The following is a 22,787-nucleotide window of genomic DNA, read 5'->3' on the forward strand; positions in this document are numbered from 1 at the left end:
TGCGCCGCCGCCGCACCGAGCGTGGACTCGGCCGCCCGCGCGCCAGTGGGCATCAACGAGACGACCAGGGCCGCAACTATCGCGGCACTTCCGGATAACAGAAACACTCGGAACTTCCGGCGGCCGGGGCTGGAGCGGGTTAGGGAGAGCATGCTAGTCCTCCAACATGGATTGTTCGGATAGCTGTTCCGGAGTGCGGCTTGCCTTGCTGTGCGATGTGCGATGCCGCTGTGCCCGCCGAAGGAAGCCACCGAGGACACGCGCGGCGTCCGACAGGGGTCAGGCCCCCTGGGGGCAACCGTCGACCTTTGTGTGAGCGTTAACATTCATGGACATCTTTAGATTTCCAGAAAGTTACGGCCATTTCAAGCGATAGTTTTGGTGGATCGCTGCCGATAGTTTCGGAAGGCGGGCGACTCGGGCGCGGTTGGCACCTCGGTCACCGAACCAGCGGCCCCGACCAGACCGGCAGCTGCTGCAGCTGAATTGGATAGCCACGCCCATCCGCGCGGCCGCCGACCCGATCCGGCCAAAGATCTGGTCGACCTCCGCCTCGCTCACCAGGAACGCGAAATGCGGGTGAACCGGCCCGTGGTCGTCGGCGAAGGCGATGGTCGACGCGGCGTGGCTCGGGCAGTAGTCGGTCCGCCGTGCCGGGTCGGGGGCCAGTCCCTGGCATGTTCGCGCGCGCAGACCTGGGCGTCCCCGTCGTTGCGCCAGGACTCGATCGGGGGCGGCTCGATCGCTACCCCCGTTTCGGTGTCGGTGGATATCTCTCATTTGGACCGAACGGGTGTACGATCAAGTCATTCCGGACTTGACGACATCCCAGCCTTGAGGTGCCCGCCACACCGGTCTGCTTCTGGGGATGTCATGTCCAACGACGTGCGCCACACGCAAGACCCATCCGGTGACCCGCCCGTTCGTCCGCCCGCGAGCTCAGAACGGCACCGGTCGCCGCGCACCCGCACCAGCAACGCCTGGGTCGGGATCTGCGCCGCCGCAGTCCTGTCGATCGTGCTGATCGTGTTCATGCTGCAGAACACCCGCAGCGTCGAGGTCCGCTTCCTCGGCCTGGAGGGCAGCCTGCCGCTCGCCCTGGCGTTGCTGATCGCCGCTGTCGGCGCCGCGCTCCTGACCATGATCGTGGGCGCCGCCCGGATCACCCAGCTCCGCCTGCTGGCCCGCCGCCAGCGTCACTGACCGGCGGACCACCGGTTCTGGCCCCGACCGGCCGGACGAAACTCCGCGCCGCCGCGATCACCATGTCGCGGTCGTCGGTTACGGCGTAGTCGTACAGGGCGTCGGCGCGCAGCGGTGTTCCGCGTACGCCCTCAGCCGGTTCGTCCGGCAGCCGATCCCGAGGGTCGCGACCATGACGCTCGCGGCCGCCAGCGATGTGTAGCGCCGGACGAGGTCGGGGCGGACTGGCTCCCGTGCTGGAGAACTTGACCAGCGCACAGGTGCCGGCTCAGCGACGCCAGAAGTTGTCGGGTCGCGGGCCGTGTGGACCGCTCGGCGGTCACCACCTCGAACGGTATCCGCGACGACCGCGGGTCAACGGCCGCGAGGGCCAGCGATGCGGCAACGACGCGTGACGCCGTACCGCCGGCCCTGGCCGAGGGTTACGCCATCGCCCCGGCCATCGCCGCGTGGCGGACGACCCGACGTGCTCGGCGAGCACGGTGGCGCCGGTGCGCGCCACCTCGGCGAGCACACCGTTGACGGTGCGCGCCACCGCGATGTCCGGCCGGTTCTGGACGAGCGAAAGGTCCCGGCCCGTGCGGGCGAACGCAAGGATAGGCGATCAGATGGTGATCGCCACCTTGCCGCGGGCCCGTCCGGCCTCGAGGTAGTGCATGGCCTCGGGCACGCGGGACAGGGAGAAGGTCCTGTCGAGGGTCGGGGTCAGCCGGCCGGCCTCGATGAGCTCGGTGAGCCGCTCGAGATCGCTTCCGCGCTCCTTGGCGGCGAACATGACCAGGCGTTGGGACACGAACGGCGAGGTCGCCGCAGCGCGCAGGTTCCGGCCGAATCCCCCGGTCCACTTGCCGCCGTCCTCGCCGCCGATGATCACCGCCGTTCCGTTGGAGGTGAGGGCCTGACGGATCTGCGCGATTGTGGGGCGGCCGGCGATGTCGAGGATCAGGTCGTAGCGCCGGGGGCCGTCGGCGATGTCCTTCCGGGTGTAGTCGATGACGTGGTCCGCGCCGAGGGACCGCACCAGGTCGATCTTGGTCGTACGGCACACGCCGGTGACCTCGGCGCCAAAGGACTTGGCGAGCTGCACGGCGTAGCTGCCGACACCGCCGGACGCACCGCTGACCAGCACGTGCTGTCCGGGCTGGACCCGGCCGACGTCCGTGAGCGCCTGGAGCGCGGTGAGTCCGGACACCGGCACGACCGCTGCCTGCTCGAAGGTGAGGTTGGCCGGCTTGCGCGCGAGCTTGTCCTCGCGGGCCGCGGCGAACGTCGCGAACGAGCCCCGTCCGATCCCGTAGACCTCGTCACCCGCGGCGAACCTGGTCACCGCCGCACCGACGCCGATGACCGTACCGGCCACGTCGATGCCGGGTATCTGGGTCTTCGGCTTGCGCATCCCGAAGCCGACGAAGCGCAGGAGATACGGCCGTCCTTCCATCATGTGCCAGGTGCCCCTGTCCAGCCCGGCGCCGTGGACGCGCAGGAGCACCTCGTTGGCGGCCACCTTCGGCGTCGGCACCCGGGCGAACCGCAGGAGGTCGGCCGCGCCGTACCCGTCCTGCAGGATCGCGTGGTTCACGGTCGTTCCGGTCGTTGTCATGGCGGGCCTCTCGGGCCGAGGAGGAAGGATCAGGACGGTTGCACGGGGGCGCTCAGCCCGACCAGGTCGGCACTCACCTGCCACAGCCGGGCCGCGGTGGCCTCGTCCTTGCTGAGGGCGGCGGACTGTCCGGGATTCCCGTTGCTGAAGTAGCGACCCGTCACCTGCTCGAGCTCTGGGGCGGACGCCACGTGGATCGACGTGACCGCGCCGCGGGCCGGACTCTTCATGAACGGCCGCAGGAACGGGACCAGCAGCCGCTGGACCGCACCGGGATCCTCGGCGCCGAACGACGTGTCGACCACACCGGGATGGACCGCGTTGGCCGTCACCAGGGCGTCCGGCGACCTCCTGGCGAGTTCGTAGGTGAACAGGACGTTGGCGAACTTCGACTGGCTGTACGCGCGTGCGCCGGAGTAGTCGCGTTCGCCCTGCAGGTCGTCGAAGTCGATCCGCCCGCTGGCCTGGGACCGGGAGGACACCGTGACCACCCGGGCCGGTGTGCTCTCCCGCAACCGGTCGAGCAACAGGTTGGTGAGCAGGAACGGCGCGAGATGGTTGAGGGCGAAGGTGCGCTCGAGCCCGTCGATGGTGAGATGCCGGGTGTTCCAGTACCCGCCGGCGTTGTTGACCAGCACGTCGATGCGCGGCATGGCCGTCAGGACCTGGTCGGCCAGCCGCCGCACCTGCTCCTGCGACGACAGGTCGGCGATGAACACGCGCACCCGTCGCCGGCCGGCAGTGCGGATCTCGTCGGCTGCGGCATCGGTGCGCCGAGGGTCCCGGCCGACGACCGACACTCGCGCGCCCAACCGTGCGAGGCCGAGCGCGGTCGCCTTGCCGATGCCGGAGGCGGCACCCGTCACGAGCACGTGGCGGCGCATCATCGGACCGCTGGAAAGCTGTGACATGGTCCCCACCCCTACGCGAACCGCTTGAGGAAGGCGACCGAGCGCGGGACAGGGAGAAGGTCCTGTCGAGGGTCGGGGTCAGCCGGCCGGCCCGTGCCGGTCCCGTTCGCCAGGTCGACCTGTTCGGCGTCGGTCAGGTGCATCGGGTGTGCGGTCGCGTCCATGGTCGCTCTTCTCTGTTCTGCTGCCGTCGGGGGTCGGCCGATGCCGGGCGCCAGTCAGTCAAGTCCACTGTGGTCGCACGCGGGCTCCGCTCACGCGTCGATGCGCCGGGAAACGACTCCGAGCTCTGGGCTCGCCCTGGGAAGAACTCTCGACCTCTGCGGGCGCGTCCACCGAAAGCGGACTGTCACGCCACCGGGGGGTTCGGGCGACACCCGAAGCGTACGCCTGTTCGGTGAAAGCCGCGTCGCCGAAGTTCGCGCGACGGCGACGGCTGGAGCTGAGGGCTTGAAATCTCCTCGGCACTGTCGTACGACGTCGTCGGTGGCCTGACGCCGCGCTGCAGGTGTGAAACCGGATGCCGGGGCCGATCGCCGCGTGCGCATCGCCCTTCGCTCGGTAGAGGCGTACGGTCGAGTGGTTGGTCACCCCCCGTCACGAAGGAGCACCGCATGCGGATCCAGGTTCAGACGGATCGGAACGTAGACGTCAGCGACGGGATGGTCCAGCGCATCGAAGGCGACATCGAGTCCGCGCTGTCGCGTTTCGGCGACCATGTCACCCGCGTGGAGGTCCACCTCGCCAGCGAGACCTCCGGAAGGACCAGCGGTGACGACAAGCGTTGCGTGATCGAGGCCCGGCTGGCCGGTCGGCAGCCGGTCGCCGTCACGCACCACGCGAGTTCCGTCGGCGAGGCCTGCAGCGGCGCGGTGCACAAGCTCGAAAGCCTGATCGGCAGCAGGTACGGACGGTCCGACAGCCGCAAGGGCGGAGACTCGCTCAGCCACCTGGACGTGCGCGAGGGGTTGAGCTGATCGCCACCTACTCGAACGGACGCCGCAAGGAACGCCCTTCAATGCACGGTCAACGGCCGTCTGGTGAACCGAGATGACTGCGGATACGGATCGTCGTACCCGTCGATCCGGTCTGGATGGTCAGTTTGTCCGTTGTCTGTCGGACGAGCCAAAGGCCCATACCGCCGGTCGGAGCCGGGCGCGGCCGCTCGCCGTTGAGGATCGGGTCGACGTCGAAGCCCGGACCATTGTCGGTGACCTGGCACACCAGGTCGCCGTCCCGCCATAGACGGAGCCGCCCGGTGCCACCGCCGTGCCGAACGACGTTGGCCATGATCTCGTTGACGGCGAGCACGAAGTCGTCGCGACGTTCCGTCGTCATGGGGCAGCGCATGGCCGCGTCGAATACGTAGTGCCGGATCACGACGACGGTGGCGCCGTCGAAGGTGGCGACGAGCAACAACGAGTAGCCATCCATCGTCGGCTCCCGTCAGTTGATCACCACAGTCCCATGGCTGGGCTACCACTGTCTTAACCTCACGCTCCCCGCCCAAACACCAACGCGAATTTCGACATGGCCTCGACGATCCCGCGGCAAAGGGCTCGACGTAGCGGAGCGGGCTCAGTGCCTGCGGCCGTCCGGGCCGACAGTTCGACCGTCGTGGACATGACCGCATGACCTGACGCGTCGTCCCTTTGTCCGTGGCCTGTTCCCGGCCGTCGAGGAGCACTCGTCGAGTCGAGATGACAGGCCTGCGAATCGCCGGATGCGACGATCTCCGTGTCGGTGCGTGACCGGTGCGGTGGCCGGGTACTGCTGCGGGCGTGTCAATCGCGCAGTTCAGGACGTGGGCGGTTGAATCGTGGCTGCGCGCCCGCCGCCGTCATGGCTGGGTAGACCACGTAGCCCGCGCGGCCGTGCGCTACGACCGTGCCGATGGAGGCCGCCTCGCCGCCGCGGTGACCTACTACGCCTTCTTCGCCACTTTCGCGCTGGCTCTGTTGAGCTTCGCACTCTTCGCCTTCGTGCTCGACGACCCTGTCGTGCTTCGCGCGATCCAGGGATACCTGACTGAGAACCTTCCGCGGGTCGACGTCCAGGCTGTTCGCGACGCCCGCGGCACCGTCGGTGTGATCGGGTTCATCGGTCTGCCGATCGTCGGCTGGTTCTGGGTCGATGCGCTGCGCTCGTCGATCAGGGCCATCTGGGGACTGCCCGAGTATCCCGGCAGGTTGCTGGTCCGCATTCTGATCGACCTGCTGGTCCTGATCGGGCTCGGCTTCCTGCTGGCCGTATCGCTGGCGGCGGTGTTCACCACCGAAGCGGGCGCGGGCTGGCTGGTCACCGCCGCCGGTTTCGACGGCGCACCTTCCCGGTGGTTGTTGGAGACGCTCGGATCCGCGCTTGAAGCGGGCGTCAACACACTGTTGGCTATGGCCGTGCTCACCGCGCTGCCACGGCTGCGCATGCCGCTGCGCCGGGTTCTTGGACCAGCGCTGTTCGTCGCCGCCGGGCTCGAGTTGCTCAAGACCCTCGGCCGCCTCTATGTGCGAGGCGCCGAGAACAACGCCGCCTACCTGGTCGTCGCCGGCGCGGTCGGGCTGCTGGTCTTTCTCAACGTCGTCAACCAACTGATCCTGTTCGCCGCGACGCTGGCCGCCACCAGCACCACCGGCCGCGTCACCGACTTGGCCGCACCCGGCACGAACGCCGGTCGCCACTGACCGAGGACATGACCGCCTGCTTGCCGCACCGCGACGAGAGCGGGCGATCAGGGAAACGGTCGCGGTCCGGCGATCGTCTTGAGGTGACATCGCCCGTGACGACCAGCCCGCTGATGAGACGCGATCGCTTCCGCGCGGATCAGGCTTCGATCCGGCGTACGAGGCTCTGAGCGGCCGCGATAACCAGGTCGCGGTCGTACGTGACGGCGAATTCGTAGTGGGTCTCGTCGCGTCTGTCGACCAGTCGTGGCTGACGGGCGACCAGCGCCGCCCCGAAATGCGCGCCCACCACCACGACGACCCACTCCCGCGCGAGCGGGTCGTCCACGTGCAGGGAGGTGCCGCGCACCGCCTTCGCCGGCGCTGCCGGCATGCCGACGCTGAACGTCGCCACCATGACACTCGCCACGGCGAGGTCCGCGTATCGCTGGGCGAGCTTGGGTCCGAACCTCCGCCGTTCCTCGAAGGAGGCGACCAGCACGCCCGGGTCGGCGGGGTCCGCCGCGCGATACTCAAGGTGCCTGCTCAGCGACGACAGGAGCTGGCGGGTCCCGGACCGGATGGGCCGCTGGTGGGTGACCACCTCGAAGGGCGTCGCCGGTGCGGGACGGTCAGGCGGGATGGTCAGGCCAGCGCCGCCGGACGTAGCGGGCCATTTGCCGGGCAGTGGCCCAGGCCGACCGTACCGCCAGCCCTGGCCGAGGGTCGCACCCATCGCGACGGCCGTCGCGGCGTGGCGTGCCGACTCGATGCCTTCGGCGAGGATCGTGGCACCGGTGCGCTCCACCTCGGCCAGAACGCCGTTCACCGTTCGTGCCACCGCCAGGTCGGGCCGGCTCTGGATCACCGAAAGATCTAGCTTGATCACGTCCGGGCGGACGAGCGGCATCATCGCCAGACTGGCCGGCTCCGCGCCTACGTCGTCGATGGCGATGCCAACGCCGTTGGCGCGGGCGAAGACAACCGAACGCAGGACGCCGGCGGGGTCACCGGTCAGATAGCGTTCGGTCAGCTCGAGCACCACATTGAGCCGCTGTGCGCCGAGCGCGACGGTGTCGAGCAGATCGGGCGGGCAGCGAGCGCCGATCGAAATGGGCTCCGCATTGATGAAGACCGTCATCTCCGGTGGCATGCTGGCGACGACGGCGGCCCGCATCGCGGACGCGCGACAGACCCAGTCCAACTCGGCCAGCCGTCCGACTCGATAGGCGTACGCGAACATGGTCATCGGCTGCTCGAAGAAGGAGCCGCGTGGGCCGCGGGCCAAGGCCTCGTAGCCGACCACCCGGCTCGACCCCAGATCCACGATCGGTTGAAAGACCGTGGTGATCCGACGGTTGTCGACGATGTCGTCGAATTGTTCGCGAAGACTCGCCACGGCAATGGCCTCCCGCAGCAACTCACCTGCCCTCCAGCATCACACCAGCTCAGCTGTCCCGCGGCCGAACACGGAAACTCGGGCTCAGAACGTCATGGCGACCTTGCTGATTGCACCACGGCACTGGACGCGCCGTGCGTGCTGCTGCGCCCGGACGACCACCTCTAGGTCACCCGGCGCCGCACCCGCCAGACCACCACACCGATCAGGACCGCCGCGACGGCGACGAACAGGGCCGCCTCGACGAGCTGGAACGTCCAGAACCGGTCGGCCGGGTGGTAGACCGCGAACTGCTGGATGCCACGGGCGTGCAGGAACTGGTTGAGGTTGGCGCCGGCCCGGTTGGCGGCGTCCTCCAGCTCGAAGTACTCGGTCGAGCTCAGCCTGCGCCCGGTGGCGTCCGCGTAGCCGTGTTCGATCATCCAGTCAGCGAAGCCGGACCCGGGCCGGTGCCCCGCCTGGTCCGTCGAGCCGCCGGCGGGGACCGGCTCCACGGTGGTGAGCGGGCTGGCGTACGCGGGACGGGCCAGCAATGCCACCGGCATCCGGGCGGCGAGGAACGCCCCGAACGCGACGCCGAACGCGGGCAGGCTGCGCCGCAGGATCGCCCCGGCGGCGGTGGCGACGCCGAACGCGAACAGCGCGTACGCCACCGGAAGAACAAGGCCCTCCACGTCGAACGCGTCGTACTGGAACCGTCCTTCCCACGCGTCGAACGGCTGACGGAACCAGGTGAGCACCGCGGTGAACATCCCGGTGAGCGCGACGGTGACACCGCCCAGTGCCGCGAGCTTGGCCGCCAGCCAGCGCATCCGCGGCACGGCCTGCGTCCAGGCGAGCTGCCAGGTGCCGTCCTCCAGTTCGCGTGCGAGCAGCGGCGCACCGAGGAACGCACCGATGACGACGGGGACCAGATAGAAGCCCGCCAGGAGGTTCTCGACGTACCCGTACTCCTCGTCGAGCCGGCGGAAGGCGGCCGCGCAGCCCTCGTCGAGACCGGCGTCTCCGGCACATCGGGCGGGACCGCCGGGGAACAGGTCGTGGGCCTGCGTCCCGAGCACGAGCAGGGCAACGCCGAACACGGCGACAAGCAGGCCCAGGACGCAGACCTCGGTGCGGTGCTGGCGCCAGATCAACCACGTCATGCCGTGACCGCGGCCTTCGGCTCGGACGGCCGGCGCAGGTACGCCAGCACCAGGTCCTCCAGCGCGACCGGCTGGGCCTGCCACCCGGGCGCGGCCGGGATCGCGCCGTCGCGTACCAGCAGGCTCGTGTGCCGGTCGCTGTGGACGGCCTCCACGACGGTGCCGGCCCGGTCGAGGTCGGCGGCCGTGCGCGGGCCGACGAGCAGCCGGTGCTCGGTGAGGAGGGTGTCGATGTCACCGGTGAGCGTGACCCGGCCGCGGTTGAGCACGACCAGGTGGTCGCAGACGCGCTCGAGCTCGTGCACGACGTGGGAGGAGAACAGGACGGTCACCCCGCCTTCGGCCACCGCGCCCATGAGGACCTGCAGGAACTCGTGCCGGGCCAGCGGGTCGAGGCTGGCCACCGGCTCGTCGAGGACGAGCAGGTCCGGCCGCTTCGCCAGGGCCAGAGCCAACGCGACCTGGGCCTGCTGCCCGCCGGAGAGCGTGCCGGCCCGGCGGTCGAGCGGGATGCCCAGCTTCGTCAGCCGGCGCTCGGCCAGCCCCTGGTCGAACCGCAGGTTGCAGGCCCGGCCGAAGCGGAGCATCTCGGCGACGGTGAAGCGCTTGTAGAGCGGGTGATCCTGGGCCAGGAACCCGACCCGGGACAGAGTTCGCGGGGTGCTGGCGGCGACGTCGTGGCCGAGGACCTCCACGGTGCCGGTGCTCGGTGCCAGCAGCCCGACGACCAGGCGCAGCAGCGTGGTCTTGCCCGCGCCGTTCGGACCGACCAGGGCGATCACGCCGCCCGCCGGCAGGGCCAGGGTGCAGTCGCGCAGCGCCCAGCCCTTGCGGTACCGCTTGCCCACACCGTCGGTGCGCAGCGCGAGCTCGGTCGCTGTCACGCGACGTCCTCGTTGCTCGTCTGCTGGTGGACGGACGTGAAGAGCGCGTTGACCGCCTGCTCGTCGAGGCCGGCCGCGTAGGCGCGGCGCAGCCAGGTCGCCAGGCCGCGGCGCAGCGACGTGTACGTCGATGCCGACATCGCGGCCGACTGCTGTTCGTTGACGAACGTGCCCTGGCCGGGCCGGCCGGTGACCAGGTTCTCCTGCTCCATCTGCCGGTACGCCTTGGCGACGGTGTTCGGATTGATCGCCAGGTCCTCGACCACCTCGCGAATGAGCGGGAGGCGGTCACCCGGTTGGAGAAAGCCCAGCAGCACCGCCTGGCGGACCTGCTGGACGAGTTGCAGGTACGGCGGCACGCCGGAGTGGGTGTCGAGCCGGAAGACGAACACGGAAGCACCTTACTGCTTTGCTAGTACCATAGTAAAGCAGTAAGGTGACGGTCAAGAGAGCCTCACCGTCGCTGATGGGCCATCCATTGCCAGATGCGGGTGCCGTCCTGGCGGGGGTCGTTGCGGGCCACGTAGATCCACGACCAGTGCCCCGGGAACCGGTAGCCGTTCCAGGTCACCGTGTCGTACAGCGACATCAACGAGCCCGGGATCAGCTCGTGCGCGTGGACCGTGTTGGGCTCCGGCGGCACCGTCGTGTCGTCGCGCGACGCGACCAGCCAGGTCGGGGTGTCGATGGCGACGAGCTCGGCGTCCGTGATCATCGTCGGGCCGCCCGGCTGCAACGACGTGACCACACCGCAGATCGGCACGGACGCCGCGTACACGTGCGGGTAGACGGTGGTCATCTTCAGGCTCATGTAGCCGCCGTTGCTGCATCCCACGACGTAGATCCGGTCCTCGTCGACCCGGCACCGGCGCGACACCTCGCGGACGATCTCCTGGATCAGCGGCGCGAACCGCGGACCGTCCTCCAGCCAGAACGACGTGCTCTGCGGCGCCACGACGTACGCGCCGCCGAAGATCCGCTGGGCCTCCGGCGTCGCGAAGCCCAGCGCTCCCCGGTTGGCTCGCAGCGTGGTCTCGTTGTCGTAGTAGTTGTCCGGCAGCGACGCACCCTCTCCCCCACCGTGCAGCCACACGACCAGCGGTCGCCGGCCGCGCGAGCCCGAGGGCGAGAAGAGCCGGTACTTCATGCCCGACCCGGACGTGTGGTAGCTGAACGCGTCCACCTCGGGATTGGCCAGCCGCCCCTGGACGAAGGACGAGATGACCACAGGCCGGCGACCGCGTACGACGATCGGGGTGTTCTGCGTGATGGTGTAGACGAGGTCAAGCCGCACGTTGCGGCCCCGGCTCAGGATGTAGCCCAGCGTCCCACCGCCGGGCTGCCCCTCCCCGTGGCTCAGCTCGAGCACGATGTCGCCCCGGTGGTCGACCCGGGCGGCCGTCACGGTCCGGTCGAGGTCGTACTCGCTGAAGATCTGGTCTCCCGCCGCGATCGGGATGGGGCTGGTCGCCTTGACGTGCACGCTGAACGTGCCGGCCGAGACCGAGGCCGGGTCGACCCGGCCCAGCCGGGACGTGTCGAGGGTGACCGAGGTGACCTGCTCGCCACCGTCGAGCACGACGGCGTTGAGCGTGAACTTCACGCTGGTGGCCGCGTCCGCGGCCAGAGTCGGCAGGGACAGTCCGGCGGCGGCTCCCGCACCGGCGGCCAGGATCGTGCGACGGCGCAACGGCGTGCCCATGTCGGCTCCTTCGGTCGGTTTCGACAAGTGACGCAATGAAGCCGGTCTATCACAGTCAGGTGATCTCGCGGAACCCTTCATCGGCAACCATCACTGCCAGTAGCGTCGCCGTTTTGCCGCGCCGAAGGCCGGATTCGGCTAGACCGGAGCTATGAAGATCGCATCACCGCCGGATACGCTCCCCCGGGCCATCCAGGCTCGCGGCGTGCGGCACAACACCCTGCGTAACCTCGACGTCGACGTGCCCCTGTGGCGCACGGTGGTAATCGCCGGGGTGTCCGGGTCGGGCAAGACCTCCCTCGCGATGGGCACTCTGTACGCCGAGGGCCTGCACCGCTTCCTGGAAGGCCTGAGCACCTACAGCCGGCGCCGGCTCACCCAGGACCAGCGACCCGACGCCGACCGGATCGACCATCTGCCGCCCGCGCTCGCGTTGCGGCAACGCCCGCCCGTGCCGGGGCCGCGCAGCACCGTCGGCACGATGAGCGAGGTGCTCAACGTGCTCCGGCTGATCATGTCGAGGCTCGGCACGCACCGCTGCCCGAACGGCCACCCCGTGCCGCCGTCGATTGCCACGCAGGCGATGGAGATCGTGTGCCCGGTCGACGGCGTGCGGTTCGAGGCGCCGGGCGCGGAGTCGTTCGCGTTCAACTCGATCGGCGCCTGCCCGGGCTGCAACGGCATCGGCACGCGGTTCGTCGTCGACCCGGACACCCTGGTCCCGGATCCGAGCAAGACGATCGCGGAAGGCGCCGTCCTGCCGTGGAACGTCGGCGGCCGCCGGCTGTCCATGTACGCCGCCGGTGAGCTCGGGGTGCGGCTCGACGTGCCGTACAGCAAGCTGACCCGCAAGGAGAAGGACCAGGTCCTGCACGGCGAGCCGGTCAAGCAGCCGGTGGTCCTCTCGGGACGCAACAGGCGCACGGTGCGGCTCAACGTCACCTACGACAACGCGATCACGGCGGCCCAGAAGTCGGAGAAGAGCAAGTATCTCGTCTCCCACACGTGCCCCGTCTGCCACGGCGCCCGGCTGCGTCCCGAGGCGTTGCGCTCGACGCTGGGCGGCCGCAACCTGGCACAGATCAGCGCTCTGGACCTCGACCACCTGGTCGCGTTCGCGCACGACCTGCCGCCGCTGATGCCGCCGGAGCTCGACCGGATGACCACCGGGCTGATCGGCGAGCTGCTCGGCGCGATCGGCCCGCTGCTCGACCTGGGCCTGGGCTATCTGGGGCTGGACCGGGCCGGCGCCACCCTGTCGACCGGTGAGCGGCAACGGATCGAGCTGACCTCCACGGTGCGGGCCAACACCACCGGCATGTTGTACGTCCTGGACGAGCCGTCGGTCGGCCTGCATCCGAGCAATGTGGAGGGTCTACGGAAGACGATCGCCGCGCTCGCGGGCAACGGCAACACCGTCGTCATCGTGGAGCACGACCTCGACCTGATCCGCAGCGCCGACTGGGTCATCGAGCTCGGCCCCGGGGCGGGCCGCCTCGGCGGTGCGATCGTCGCGGAGGGCACGCCCGACCAGATCGTGCGCAGCCGCAGGTCCATCGTCGGGCCGTTCCTGTCCGGTGGAGCCGCCGTCGACCGCCCGCCCCGACCGCTCCCCCGCGAGCGCGCCACCATCACCGTGCGGCGGCTCTACAACCTGCGCAACGTCGCCGCCGGCTTCCCCGTCAACCGGTTGACCGCGCTCGCCGGCCCGTCCGGCGCCGGCAAGACCGCGCTGGTGTTGGACAGCCTGATCCCGGCGGCCCGCGCGCGGTTGGCCGGCAAGGACCTGCCGGAGCACGTCAAGTCGTTGTCGCTCGGATCGATCCGCCAGGTGGTGGAGATCGACGCGACCCCGATCGGGTTGAACGCCCGGTCGACGCCGGCCACGTACTCGGGCGCGTTCGACGCCATCCGCTCCTGGTTCGCCGCCGACTCGGGCCTCGCGGCCGGCCACTTCTCGTTCAACACCAAGGCGGGCCAGTGCCCGACCTGCCGCGGCATCGGGTCGATCGACCTGGACGTGCAATACCTGCCCGACATCAACGTCGAATGCCCGACCTGCCACGGGGCACGGTTCAACCCCGAGACGCTGGCGGTACGGGTGGACGGGGTCACGATCTCCGACGTGCTGGCGTTGACGGTGCGCGAGGCCCTGGACCGGTATGCCGACGTGGCGGCGATCGCCCGCCCGCTGCGGCCCATCGTCGACGTCGGCCTCGGCTACCTGCGCCTCGGCGAGCCGACCCCGTCGCTGTCCGGCGGGGAGTCGCAGCGCCTGCGGATCGCGGCCCGGCTGCGCAACAGCCAGCACGACGTCCTGTATGTGCTCGACGAGCCGTCGACGGGGCTGCACCCGGTCGACATCCGTACCCTCGTCGGGGTGTTCGACCGGCTCCTCGCCGACGGGGCGACGATCGTCGTGATCGACCACGACCTGGACATCCTGGCCGCGGCCGACCACGTGATCGACATGGGGCCGAGCGGTGGCCCCGACGGCGGCCGCGTCATCGCGCGCGGCACACCGGCCGAGGTCGCCGCCGACCCGCACAGCGTCACCGGGCCCTGGCTCGCCTCGCACCTAGACGGCCAGGAAGTCGCCTGACTGCCGCGACCACAGGTCCGCGTAGAGGCCGTCGCGCTCCAGGAGCTCGGCGTGCGTGCCCTGCTCCGCGATCCGGCCGGCGTCCAGGACCACGATCCGGTCCAGGTGGGCGATCGTGGAGAGGCGGTGCGCGATCGCGATGACCGTGCGGCCGGTCATCACCTCGCCGAGCGTCTCGTGGATGGCCGCCTCGGCCTCGGAGTCGAGCGCCGACGTCGCCTCGTCGAGCACCAGGATCGGCGCGTCGCGGTAGAACGCCCGGGCCAGCGCGATCCGCTGCCGCTGGCCACCGGACAGGCGCACACCGCGCTCGCCGACGTGGGCGTCCAGTCCGGTGCGGCCGCTCGCGTCCTTGAGAGTCGCCACGAACCCGTCCGCCGACGCCCGGCGCAACGCCTCCTTCACCCGCGCGTCGTCGACGGCACCGGGGCCGGCGATGTTCTCGCGGACCGAGCGGTGCAGCAACGTCGCCTCCTGGCCCACCATGGCGATCTGACCGCGCAGGCTCTCCTGCGTCACGTCGGTGATGTCGGTGCCGTCGACCGTGATCGTGCCGGACTCCGCGTCGTGGAACCGCAGCAGCAGTCCCACCAATGTGGACTTGCCAGCGCCCGAGCGGCCGACGACGCCGACGCGCTCACCGGCCCCGACGTGCAGGCTCAGCCGGTCGAGGCCACCGGCACCGCGGCCGTAGTGGTGGTCGACCTCGGTGAAGCTGATCGCGCCGCCGCGCACCCGCAGATCCGGCGCCCCGGGTTTGTCCGCCACCGTGAGCGGCGCGGCGACGGTCCGCAGCGCCCGGCGCAGCACGCCGGCGGAGCCGAACAGCGACGACACCGCGTCGAGCAGCCACTCGGCCATCGCGGTGATGCGGAAGCTGAGCGCCAGCGCGGCGGCGACCAGGCCCACCGGTGCCGCACCCGACTGCCAGAGCACGATGCCGTAGCCGACGAGCCCGCACAGCAGGGCGCTGCCGAGCGCCATCATGCTGGCGTTGACGGTCACCTCGACGCGCTGCACGTCCAGGTGCGCGCGGCGGGCCTGGGCGAACACCTGGCGGTCGTGCTCGGTGCGGGTGTCCGGGCCGCCGAGCAGGGCGAGCGTGTCGACGTTCGCGTACGCGTCGACCAGCAGTCCGGTCAGCGCCGACTCCGCCTCCTGGAGGCGCTCCGACGCGCGCCGGTAGCGCGGGACCGCCCAGCGCATCAGCAGCGCGTACGCGACGATCCACGCGACGAGGGGCAGCAACAGGCGCACGTCGATCGTCCACATGAGCCACACCGAGCCGGCGATGTAGGCGATGACGAACACGAGCGTGTGCACGACGGAGTACGCGGCGGTGCTGGCGGCGTCGCCGCCGTCACGGACCCAGGTGGCGATGCGGCCGGCGAGGTCGTCGCGGAACCAGCCGACGGACTGCCGGGACACGTGCCGGTGCGCCCGCCAGCGGGCCAGCGGCCTCGCGTTGGCCCGGAACGAGATGTCGTCCAGGGCCTCGCCGACCAGGTTGATGATCGGCCGGACCAGCAGCACCAGCACGACGACGGTGACGAGCTCGGCGCCGTGGTCGGCCCAGAGCGTCTGCGGGCTTCCGGCGGCGAGGGTGTCGACGAGCGATCCGGCGTACCAGATGAGCCAGACCTCGATCGCCGCGCACAGGAGCGTGATGGCTACCGAGGCGGCCACGACCGGCCGCAGTGGCCGGAACTCCGTCAGCAGGAACCGGCGGACGGTGCCGGTGGGAGTGCCGGTTTCGCTTGTCGGGAACGGATCAACAGAGTTTTCGAACAGACCTAACACGAGCGGCCTTTCCAGCGGTGGTGGCGGACGGGAAACCGGGGACTCCGCCGGCTGGACGCATGGCCGTGCTCCTCATCGTGTCGGGTGTGCTTCTCCTCGGGAGGCTAGGCGAGTCGGCCGCGCGGCGCCTGCCATTTCCGCAGCGCGCTACAGGTGCCGGACGAGCGAGTTCGCCATCTAGTCGTGCAGGGTGCGCTGGCGCTCTCCGAACACCATGAAGGCGTCGACCAGGCCGTAGACGCCGCAGGTGAGCATGCCGAGCAACCAGCCGAGACGAGCTGACCGGCAATCATGACTGCTTCCTCAAGGTAGGGGCCGCGACACCGGACCGGCCGGTAAGACCGTTCGAGGCGACGCCGCGGACGATCCCCCGATCGGGTGTGGGCCGCGACAAGCCCGTCCGGGTGTCTCAGGATGAGACACGAGACGATGCCGACACGCGGTGTGATGCGGTGATGGAGCCGACGACGTTCGCGCAGGTCGCCGAGACGGTGGCCGGCCTCGGCGCGCTCGGCATCCTGACGGCGACGCTCAACGTGTTCGCCCTGCGGGTGGTGCGCCTCGAGGACGTGCCGGGCTGCGTCCAGCCCCGCATCCGCTGGTGGAGCACCCACAACCCGGCGTTCCTGCTCGTCAGCGCGGCCGTGACGGCGGCCGGCCTGGTCCTGATGATCGTCGCCGCCGCCCGCTGATCAGAAGCGCAGTTCGGTCCAGGTCTGCCGGTCGGCGGAGTGGACGTACGGGGGTTCCCGAAAACTCGCGCCGCTGCCGGTCAGGAACCGGGCGCCGACGCGGGAGGCGGGCCGCTGCTCCGCTGCGGCGACGAACGTGTTCCCTCGCAGGGTGAAGCTGCGGCCGGTCAGGATGTCGAAGGCGGTGAGCCCGCCGTCCGGCTCGGCGCTGACGGTCAGCCCGACGTCCTCGGCCGGTTTTCCGATCGGCGAGGTGAGCGGCTCCCAGCGCCGTCCGTCGTCCGTGGTGCGCCACAGCCGGTAGCCGTTGGCGTCGACCAGGAAGGCGGTGCGGCCGTCGTGGACGGCCAGGCGGCCGAGGGTGCGGTGTGGGCGGCCCGGCTCGGCCGCCTGCGCGGGCAGCGGGACCTCGTTCCACGACCGGCCGCGGTCGCGGCTGACGAACAACCACGACCGCTCGTCGTCGCTGCCCTCGACCCAGGCGCTCCCGTCGGCGGCGAACGTGACGTCGGTCGCCAGCTCGATCATCGGTGCGACCGGTGCCGTAGCCAATCGCGCCGAACGGCCGTCGGGCAGCAGCACGACGATCCCGATCGGGGCGCCGGCGTTGCTCTCGACCTGCGCCAGACCGTTGTCAGCGATGCTGTCCACGACGCCGTCGGGTTGCGGCGACGGCCGCGTCCAGGTCGCGCCGGCGTCGGTCGTGAACCAGCGCCGGTCACCGTCGTAGCCGTCCAGGGCCACCCGGGACGCGTCGAGCACCCGCAGGGTCACCCGGGGGTCCGCGCCCTCGGCGGCGTTCGGGTGGGTCAGGCCCGGCACCTGGTGGGACTGCCAGGTCGTGCCCCCGTCGGAGGTGCTCGCCAGCCACACCTCGCACTCGCCTGCGGCGGCCGGACACGAGGACGCCAGGGCGAAGCCGTGGTCGACGTCAACGAAGTGGACCTGCGGCACGCCGGCGACAGCCAGGTCCGCGGGCGGCGGGACCGCCGCCGGCGCGGACGGAGACCGGCCGACGGCGAGGACGATTCCCGCGGCCGTCGCGAGCACGGCCAGCGCGCCCGAGGCCGCGATGATCCCCGTGCGCCACCGGCGCCGGGACGCCAGGCGCGGCACCGGATCGGCTTCTTGGGCCGCCGTCATTCGCATGGGACGGCAGCCTAGCCTCTGGAAGGCCACCTTGATTCTGCCCCCGTACGTCGAATTTCTCGGTAGACCGCGTTCCGGCCCAACCGAACGGGGTCTCGGGCCACTCATAGTGTGAGTGGGAGGCCGGGTTGCGGGATGAACGGGCATACGTCGAGTACGTGCAGGCGCGCATGGCGTGGCTGCGGCTCCTCGCGTTCCGATTGTGCGGACAGTGGTCGGCCGCTGATGACCTGGTGCAGGAGTGCCTTGTGGCGCTTTACCGGCATTGGCGGAAGGCCTCAGCCGCGGACTCGCTCGACGCCTACGTGCGGGCCATGCTGGTCAATGCCTTTCTGGCCGAGCGGGGGCGGGCGTGGACCCGCCGGGTCAGGCCAATGGCGGAGCTGACCGAGCCGACCACTGCGCCGCCGAGCAGCGCCGAAAGCCGGATCGACGTGCTGGCCGCGCTGATGAAGCTGTCCCGTGGACAGCGCGCGGTGTTGATATTGCGGTACTGGGAGGATCTGAGCGTCGCGCAGACGGCCGAGGTTCTGGGTTGCTCGACGGGGACGGTCAAGAGTCAGACCGCGCACGGCATCGGGACGCTGCGCCGCCTGTTGCCGGACTACGAACCGAAGGGTTCGGACACGCCATGAAAGAACTGTTGGCCACGCTGCCCGACGATCCACCCCCGCTGCCGCCCGGCTACCTGGACACTGTGCTCGAGCGGGGACGCCGCTCGCTTCGCCGCAGACGGCTTGGCGCCGCCGCGCTTCTGGTGGTCGCGTTGGCGGCGGCTGTCACGGTCATCTCTGGTGTCCCTCGTCCTGCCCAGCCTGCTGACTCGTCGCAGGGGTCGACCGTGCCGGACAGGTTCGCCGGATACTCGCTGTTCACAAGCACGGTCACAAAGGCGCCGCCCGGTCGTGCCATCGCGTTGTACGGGTACGGCAACGGCGAGATGTTCAACATGTTCCAGCCGCTGGTCGTCGGCGCCGACGCGGACACGTACCGGCGTCTCGACGCCGCCGAGGACCGGCTTCTGCCATCCGCATTGCTCGCCCCCGACGGCAAACACGTTCTCCTGGGTGACGACAGGGGCCTCACCGACGAGCTGACCCTGCTGGACCTGACGACGGGCGAGCACAGGCCCATCCGCCTTCAGGGTGCGGTTGGCGTGCGACTACTGGCCTGGTCTCCCGACGGCCGCCAGGTCGCGTACAGCGCGGGACCGCTGTCCAATTCCGGGGAGCTCGGAACGGCCCAGACGGTGGACATGGAGTTGGCTCGCACAGGCACTCTGTGGCTGCTGGACGTGCCCAGCGGACGCAGCACGAAGCTGGCCGCGATCAGATCGCCGAAGACGGCGGCGTTCGCCGCCGACAGCCGCCGTCTCGCCGTGCAGGTCGGCCAAACGGCGCACGTTATCGCTCTTGACGGCCGCGAGTCCAACAAGCTGGACATTCCAGCCGGGCGCGAGCTTGCCGCCGACGTCGGCTGGTCGCCGGACGGCAGGTTCCTCGCCACCGTTCCCGAAGGGCTCACCCGCCACGACGAGTTCCTGTGGCAGGTCGGAGACGTCGCCTTCATATCCCTCACGGACGACGGCACTCCACCGACGACAATCGAGAACGTCACGCAACTGCTGGGCTGGCGCTCATCGGACAGCCTGATCGTCGCGACCATCAACGGCTCCGACCACCTGGCCCTGGCGGAAGTCGACCGCGGCACCGGCAGCCGCCGAACACTGTCCCGCTTCGACATCGGACGTACCTGCGAGCTGCACACCCAGACCTGTCAGGTCTTCGACCTCCACCTCGCCACCGGCCTGCTGCCTGAGCTGACCGTCCGCGACGCCGGCCGCCCACAGCGGGGCAGCCCATGGCCAACACTGGTGGCCACCATCATCACTGTCGCCCTCGCCGGCGCCGGCTATCTGGTATGGCGCCGAATAAAGCCTGCCTGGCAACGCCACCGAGCATCGGCCAAGCTCAGGAAAAAGGCCATGCGGAGGCTGCGGGACTCCTACAACTCGTAGTCATTTCGCGGGCTCAGCCGAGAAACGTGTCGTAGAGCAGGAACAGGTTGAGCGCGATGATCAGCGCCGCGATCGTCCCCGCGGCCACGTTGGTCAGGCGGTTGTTGACGAATGTGCCCATGATGTCGCGACGGCGGGTCAGCATCAGCAGCGGCACCAGCGCGAACGGGATGCCGAACGACAGGACCACCTGGGAGATGACCAGGCTGTCCGTGGCCGGCAGGCCCAGCCCGAGCACGACCAGGGCCGGCGCCATCGTGACCGCGCGCCGCACGAACAGCGGGATCTGCCGGCGGATGAAACCCTGCATGACGACCTGACCGGCGTACGTGCCGACACTCGACGACGACAGGCCGGAGGCCAGCAGCGCCACCGCGAACGCCAGCGCTGCTCCGCCGCCGACCAGTTGGCCCAGGCCGGCGTGGGCCGCTTCGATCGAGTCGACGTCCGAGTGGCCGCCGCCGTTGAACAGGGACGCCGCGATCACCAGCATCGACAGGTTGATCAGACCCGCCACGCCGAGGCCGACGACCACGTCCAGGCGTTGGAAGCGCAGCAGTTCGCGGCGTTCGTTGTCGTCGCGGCACGCCACCCGGGACTTGGTCAGGGCCGAGTGCAGGTAGACGACGTGCGGCATGACGGTCGCGCCGATGATGCCGCAGACCAGCAGCAGGCTGTCGCCGCCGGCCAGGTGGGGCACGAGGCCCGCCGCGAACTCGGCCGGCTGGGCGCCGACGACGAGCAGGTCGTAGAGGAAGCCCAGGAAGACGATGCCGAGCAGGGCGACGATCGCGAGCTCGAACCGGCGGTAGCCGCGTTGCTCCAGTGCCAGGATCGCGAACGCGACGACCGCGGTGATCAGGCCGGCGGCGAACAGGGGGACGCCGAACAGCAGGTAGAGCCCGACCGCGGCGCCGACGAACTCGGCCAGGTCCGTGGCCATCGCGATGATCTCCGCCTGCACCCACAGCCCTCGGGAGACCGGCTTGGGCAGGTGTTCGCGGCAGAGCTCGGGCAGGTCGCGGCCGGTGGCCACGCCGGCCTTGGCGGACAGGTACTGCACCAGCATCGCCATCAGGTTCGCGACGACGATGACCCAGACCAGGGTGTAGCCGAACTTGGCGCCCGCGGTGAAGTTGGTCGCGAAGTTGCCCGGGTCGACATAGGCGACCGCCGCGACGAACGCCGGCCCGAGCAGCGCCACCACCCCGCGCAACCGACCCCGCGACCGCAGTTGCCGCAACGCCGACTCGGTGTCAGGGGTGGGAAGGGCGACGGCCGGCACGCCGTCGCCCTTGACCGGAGCCATCGGTGCGGTCCTAGCCGACCGACGGGCCGAGGCCCAGCGACTGCGGCGTGCTCGAGTCCGGCGACGGTTGCCGCAGGCCCTCGTCCAACGGCCCGAACTCGGTCATCAACGCCGCGCTGCCTCCCCACGGCGTCTGTTCCTCGGCTACCAGCGTGTTCGTGGTCAGCAGCAGGCCGGCGACCGACGCGCCGTTCTGCAGGGCCGACCGCGCCACCCGCAACGGGTCCACGATCCCCATCTCCACCATGTTGCCGAACCGGCCCTCGAGAGCGTCGAAGCCCTCGTCCTGGCCGAGCTGCGACATCCGCTCCACGACCTCGTGACCGGAGTAGCCCGCGTTGGCCGCGATCAGGAACGCCGGCTCGGTCAGCGCGCGCCGCACGATCTCGACGCCGGTCGCGTAGTCGTCCTTGAGGTCCAGGCCGTCGAGCACCCCCTGCGCGTGCAGCAGCGCCGCGCCGCCGCCCGCGACGATTCCCTCCGCCATCGCGGCGCGCGTCGCCGACAGGGCGTCCTCGACCCGGTGCTGGAGCTCCTTGAGCTCGGCGTTGGTCGGCGCGCCGACCTTGATGACGGCGACCTTGCCCGACAGCGCGCCGATCCGCTCGGTCAGCACGTCCTCGTCAGCGCCGAACGTCGCCCGTTCCAGCTCGGCCCGCATCTGCGTCAGCCGGAACTCGACCGCTTCGGCCGACCCGCCACCGTCGATGATCGCCGTGCGCTCGGCGTTGACCCGCACCTGGGCCGCCCGGCCGAGCTGGTCGATCGTCATCGTCTCCAGGGTGAAGCCGGAGTGCCGGCTGTAGACGGCGCCGCCGGTGATCGCGGCCAGGTCCTCCAGCTTGTGCAGGCGCCGGTCACCGAATCCGGGCGCCCGCACCGCGACGCACTGGAAGACGCCGTTGACGTGGTTGTGCGCCAGCATCGACAGGGCCGTGCCCTCGACGTTCTCCGCGACGATGACCAGCGGCCTCGGTGCCCGCATGATCTTGTCGAGGATCGGCATCAGCTGCTGGACCTTGGTGATCTTCTCGCTGCACAGCAGGATGTACGGGTCGTTGACAATCGCCTCCAAACTCGCCGGGTTCGTCACCATGTACGGCGACAGGTAGCCGTTGTCGAACTCGAACCCTTCGACGAAGTCGACGCTCATGCCGTGCCGGGGTGACTCCTCGACGGTGACGATGCCGCTGTCGCCGACGGTGTGCAGCGCGGCCGCGATGACCGAGCCGACCGCGTCGTCGTCGTTGGCGGAGATGGCCGCGACCCGCGCCAGCTCGTCCTGTGTGGACACCGGACGACTGACACCGCGCAGGTGCTCGACGAGCCGGTCGACGGCCAGGTCCACACCGCGCTTGAGTAGCACGGGGTTCGCTCCGGAGCCGATGGCCGTCATGCCCTCGTGCACGATCGCCTGTGCGAGCACCGTGGCTGTCGTCGTACCGTCGCCGACGATGTCGTTGGTCTTGATCGCCGCTTCCTTGACGAGCTGGGCGCCCATGTTCTCGAACTGGTCCTTGAGATGGATTTCCCGAGCGATGGTCACGCCGTCATTGGTGACGACGGGGGAACCGGTGATCTTCTCCAGGATGACGTTGCGGCCCTTGGGACCCAGCGTCGACTTGACCGCCTCGGCCAGCTTGTCGACGCCGTTGAGGAGGAGGGTGCGCGCTTCCGCGCCGAAGCGCAGTTCCTTGGCCATCGGGGGACTCTC

Annotated in this window: 20 protein-coding genes; 7 read left to right on the plus strand and 13 right to left on the minus strand. The window is 70.1% G+C overall.

The window, feature by feature from the left end:
* The first annotated feature begins 873 nt into the window (after nucleotides 1–873).
* Nucleotides 874–1,203 (plus strand): lipopolysaccharide assembly protein LapA domain-containing protein, encoded by a 330-nt coding sequence (locus AB0J88_RS32090; RefSeq protein WP_364361786.1) that lies wholly within the window; start codon nucleotides 874–876, stop codon nucleotides 1,201–1,203.
* A 604-nt stretch (nucleotides 1,204–1,807) separates the two neighbouring features.
* On the opposite strand, the gene AB0J88_RS32095 is transcribed toward AB0J88_RS32090, so the two are convergent.
* From AB0J88_RS32095 to AB0J88_RS32105, 3 genes are read right to left on the minus strand one after another with little or no spacing between them, the layout of a single operon-like run.
* Nucleotides 1,808–2,803: an NAD(P)-dependent alcohol dehydrogenase gene (locus tag AB0J88_RS32095; protein ID WP_364361784.1), complete on the minus strand. Its 996-nt coding sequence runs from the start codon at nucleotides 2,801–2,803 to the stop codon at nucleotides 1,808–1,810.
* Between the two features lie 29 nt (nucleotides 2,804–2,832).
* The gene (locus tag AB0J88_RS32100; RefSeq protein WP_364361782.1) at nucleotides 2,833–3,714 is read right to left on the minus strand and encodes an SDR family oxidoreductase; all 882 of its coding nucleotides are present in this window, start codon (nucleotides 3,712–3,714) and stop codon (nucleotides 2,833–2,835) included.
* A gap of 11 nt (nucleotides 3,715–3,725) precedes the next feature.
* Nucleotides 3,726–3,878: a hypothetical protein gene (locus AB0J88_RS32105; RefSeq protein ID WP_364361780.1), complete on the minus strand. Its 153-nt coding sequence runs from the start codon at nucleotides 3,876–3,878 to the stop codon at nucleotides 3,726–3,728.
* A gap of 450 nt (nucleotides 3,879–4,328) precedes the next feature.
* On the opposite strand from AB0J88_RS32105, the gene AB0J88_RS32110 reads away from it, so the two are divergent.
* Nucleotides 4,329–4,691: an HPF/RaiA family ribosome-associated protein gene (locus tag AB0J88_RS32110; RefSeq protein ID WP_364361778.1), complete on the plus strand. Its 363-nt coding sequence runs from the start codon at nucleotides 4,329–4,331 to the stop codon at nucleotides 4,689–4,691.
* A gap of 49 nt (nucleotides 4,692–4,740) precedes the next feature.
* Here the strand turns inward: AB0J88_RS32110 and AB0J88_RS32115 are convergent, their stop codons facing one another.
* Nucleotides 4,741–5,130 (minus strand): ATP-binding protein, encoded by a 390-nt coding sequence (locus AB0J88_RS32115; protein ID WP_364361776.1) that lies wholly within the window; start codon nucleotides 5,128–5,130, stop codon nucleotides 4,741–4,743.
* 458 nt (nucleotides 5,131–5,588) lie between these two features.
* Between AB0J88_RS32115 and AB0J88_RS32120 the strand changes: the two genes are divergently transcribed.
* Nucleotides 5,589–6,395 (plus strand): YihY/virulence factor BrkB family protein, encoded by an 807-nt coding sequence (locus AB0J88_RS32120; protein WP_364361774.1) that lies wholly within the window; start codon nucleotides 5,589–5,591, stop codon nucleotides 6,393–6,395.
* 139 nt (nucleotides 6,396–6,534) lie between these two features.
* On the opposite strand, the gene AB0J88_RS32125 is transcribed toward AB0J88_RS32120, so the two are convergent.
* From AB0J88_RS32125 to AB0J88_RS32145, 5 genes are all read right to left on the minus strand, one after another.
* Nucleotides 6,535–7,773: an EAL domain-containing protein gene (locus tag AB0J88_RS32125; protein ID WP_364361772.1), complete on the minus strand. Its 1,239-nt coding sequence runs from the start codon at nucleotides 7,771–7,773 to the stop codon at nucleotides 6,535–6,537.
* A 164-nt stretch (nucleotides 7,774–7,937) separates the two neighbouring features.
* Nucleotides 7,938–8,918: a transporter gene (locus AB0J88_RS32130; protein ID WP_364361770.1), complete on the minus strand. Its 981-nt coding sequence runs from the start codon at nucleotides 8,916–8,918 to the stop codon at nucleotides 7,938–7,940.
* A complete protein-coding gene (locus AB0J88_RS32135) occupies nucleotides 8,915–9,802 on the minus strand; it encodes an ABC transporter ATP-binding protein (RefSeq protein ID WP_364361768.1) in 888 nt (295 codons plus the stop codon). Before AB0J88_RS32135 ends, AB0J88_RS32130 begins: the two co-directional genes overlap by 4 nt.
* Nucleotides 9,799–10,194: a GntR family transcriptional regulator gene (locus AB0J88_RS32140; RefSeq protein WP_364361766.1), complete on the minus strand. Its 396-nt coding sequence runs from the start codon at nucleotides 10,192–10,194 to the stop codon at nucleotides 9,799–9,801. Before AB0J88_RS32140 ends, AB0J88_RS32135 begins: the two co-directional genes overlap by 4 nt.
* A gap of 62 nt (nucleotides 10,195–10,256) precedes the next feature.
* The gene (locus AB0J88_RS32145; protein WP_364361764.1) at nucleotides 10,257–11,504 is read right to left on the minus strand and encodes a PHB depolymerase family esterase; all 1,248 of its coding nucleotides are present in this window, start codon (nucleotides 11,502–11,504) and stop codon (nucleotides 10,257–10,259) included.
* A 151-nt stretch (nucleotides 11,505–11,655) separates the two neighbouring features.
* Here AB0J88_RS32145 and AB0J88_RS32150 point away from each other — a divergent pair, with 151 nt between their 5' ends.
* Nucleotides 11,656–14,106, plus strand: a complete 2,451-nt coding sequence (locus tag AB0J88_RS32150; RefSeq protein WP_364361762.1) for an excinuclease ABC subunit UvrA — start codon at nucleotides 11,656–11,658, stop codon at nucleotides 14,104–14,106.
* Here AB0J88_RS32150 and AB0J88_RS32155 read toward each other — a convergent pair.
* The gene (locus AB0J88_RS32155; protein ID WP_364361760.1) at nucleotides 14,083–15,906 is read right to left on the minus strand and encodes an ABC transporter ATP-binding protein; all 1,824 of its coding nucleotides are present in this window, start codon (nucleotides 15,904–15,906) and stop codon (nucleotides 14,083–14,085) included. The genes AB0J88_RS32150 and AB0J88_RS32155 overlap by 24 nt on opposite strands.
* A gap of 455 nt (nucleotides 15,907–16,361) precedes the next feature.
* Between AB0J88_RS32155 and AB0J88_RS32160 the strand changes: the two genes are divergently transcribed.
* Nucleotides 16,362–16,598: a hypothetical protein gene (locus AB0J88_RS32160; RefSeq protein ID WP_364361758.1), complete on the plus strand. Its 237-nt coding sequence runs from the start codon at nucleotides 16,362–16,364 to the stop codon at nucleotides 16,596–16,598.
* Here AB0J88_RS32160 and AB0J88_RS32165 read toward each other — a convergent pair whose 3' ends face one another.
* Entirely contained in the window at nucleotides 16,599–17,747 is a 1,149-nt protein-coding gene (locus AB0J88_RS32165) for a hypothetical protein (protein ID WP_364361756.1), read from the minus strand.
* 128 nt (nucleotides 17,748–17,875) lie between these two features.
* Between AB0J88_RS32165 and AB0J88_RS32170 the strand changes: the two genes are divergently transcribed.
* A complete protein-coding gene (locus AB0J88_RS32170) occupies nucleotides 17,876–18,382 on the plus strand; it encodes a SigE family RNA polymerase sigma factor (RefSeq protein WP_364361754.1) in 507 nt (168 codons plus the stop codon).
* Complete coding sequence (locus tag AB0J88_RS32175; protein ID WP_364361752.1) at nucleotides 18,283–19,764, plus strand: hypothetical protein; 1,482 nt, start codon at nucleotides 18,283–18,285, stop codon at nucleotides 19,762–19,764. The genes AB0J88_RS32170 and AB0J88_RS32175 overlap by 100 nt, the downstream gene beginning before the upstream one ends.
* Nucleotides 19,765–19,777: 13 nt before the next feature.
* Here AB0J88_RS32175 and AB0J88_RS32180 read toward each other — a convergent pair whose 3' ends face one another.
* Together AB0J88_RS32180 and groL are read right to left on the minus strand one after the other, a co-directional pair.
* Nucleotides 19,778–21,073 (minus strand): Nramp family divalent metal transporter, encoded by a 1,296-nt coding sequence (locus AB0J88_RS32180; RefSeq protein WP_364361750.1) that lies wholly within the window; start codon nucleotides 21,071–21,073, stop codon nucleotides 19,778–19,780.
* A gap of 10 nt (nucleotides 21,074–21,083) precedes the next feature.
* Nucleotides 21,084–22,775, minus strand: a complete 1,692-nt coding sequence (gene groL / locus AB0J88_RS32185) for a chaperonin GroEL (RefSeq protein WP_364361748.1) — start codon at nucleotides 22,773–22,775, stop codon at nucleotides 21,084–21,086.
* Nucleotides 22,776–22,787 lie beyond the last annotated feature (12 nt).

This window comes from Asanoa sp. NPDC049475 (genome assembly GCF_040676915.1).
Lineage (GTDB): Bacteria > Actinomycetota > Actinomycetes > Mycobacteriales > Micromonosporaceae > Asanoa.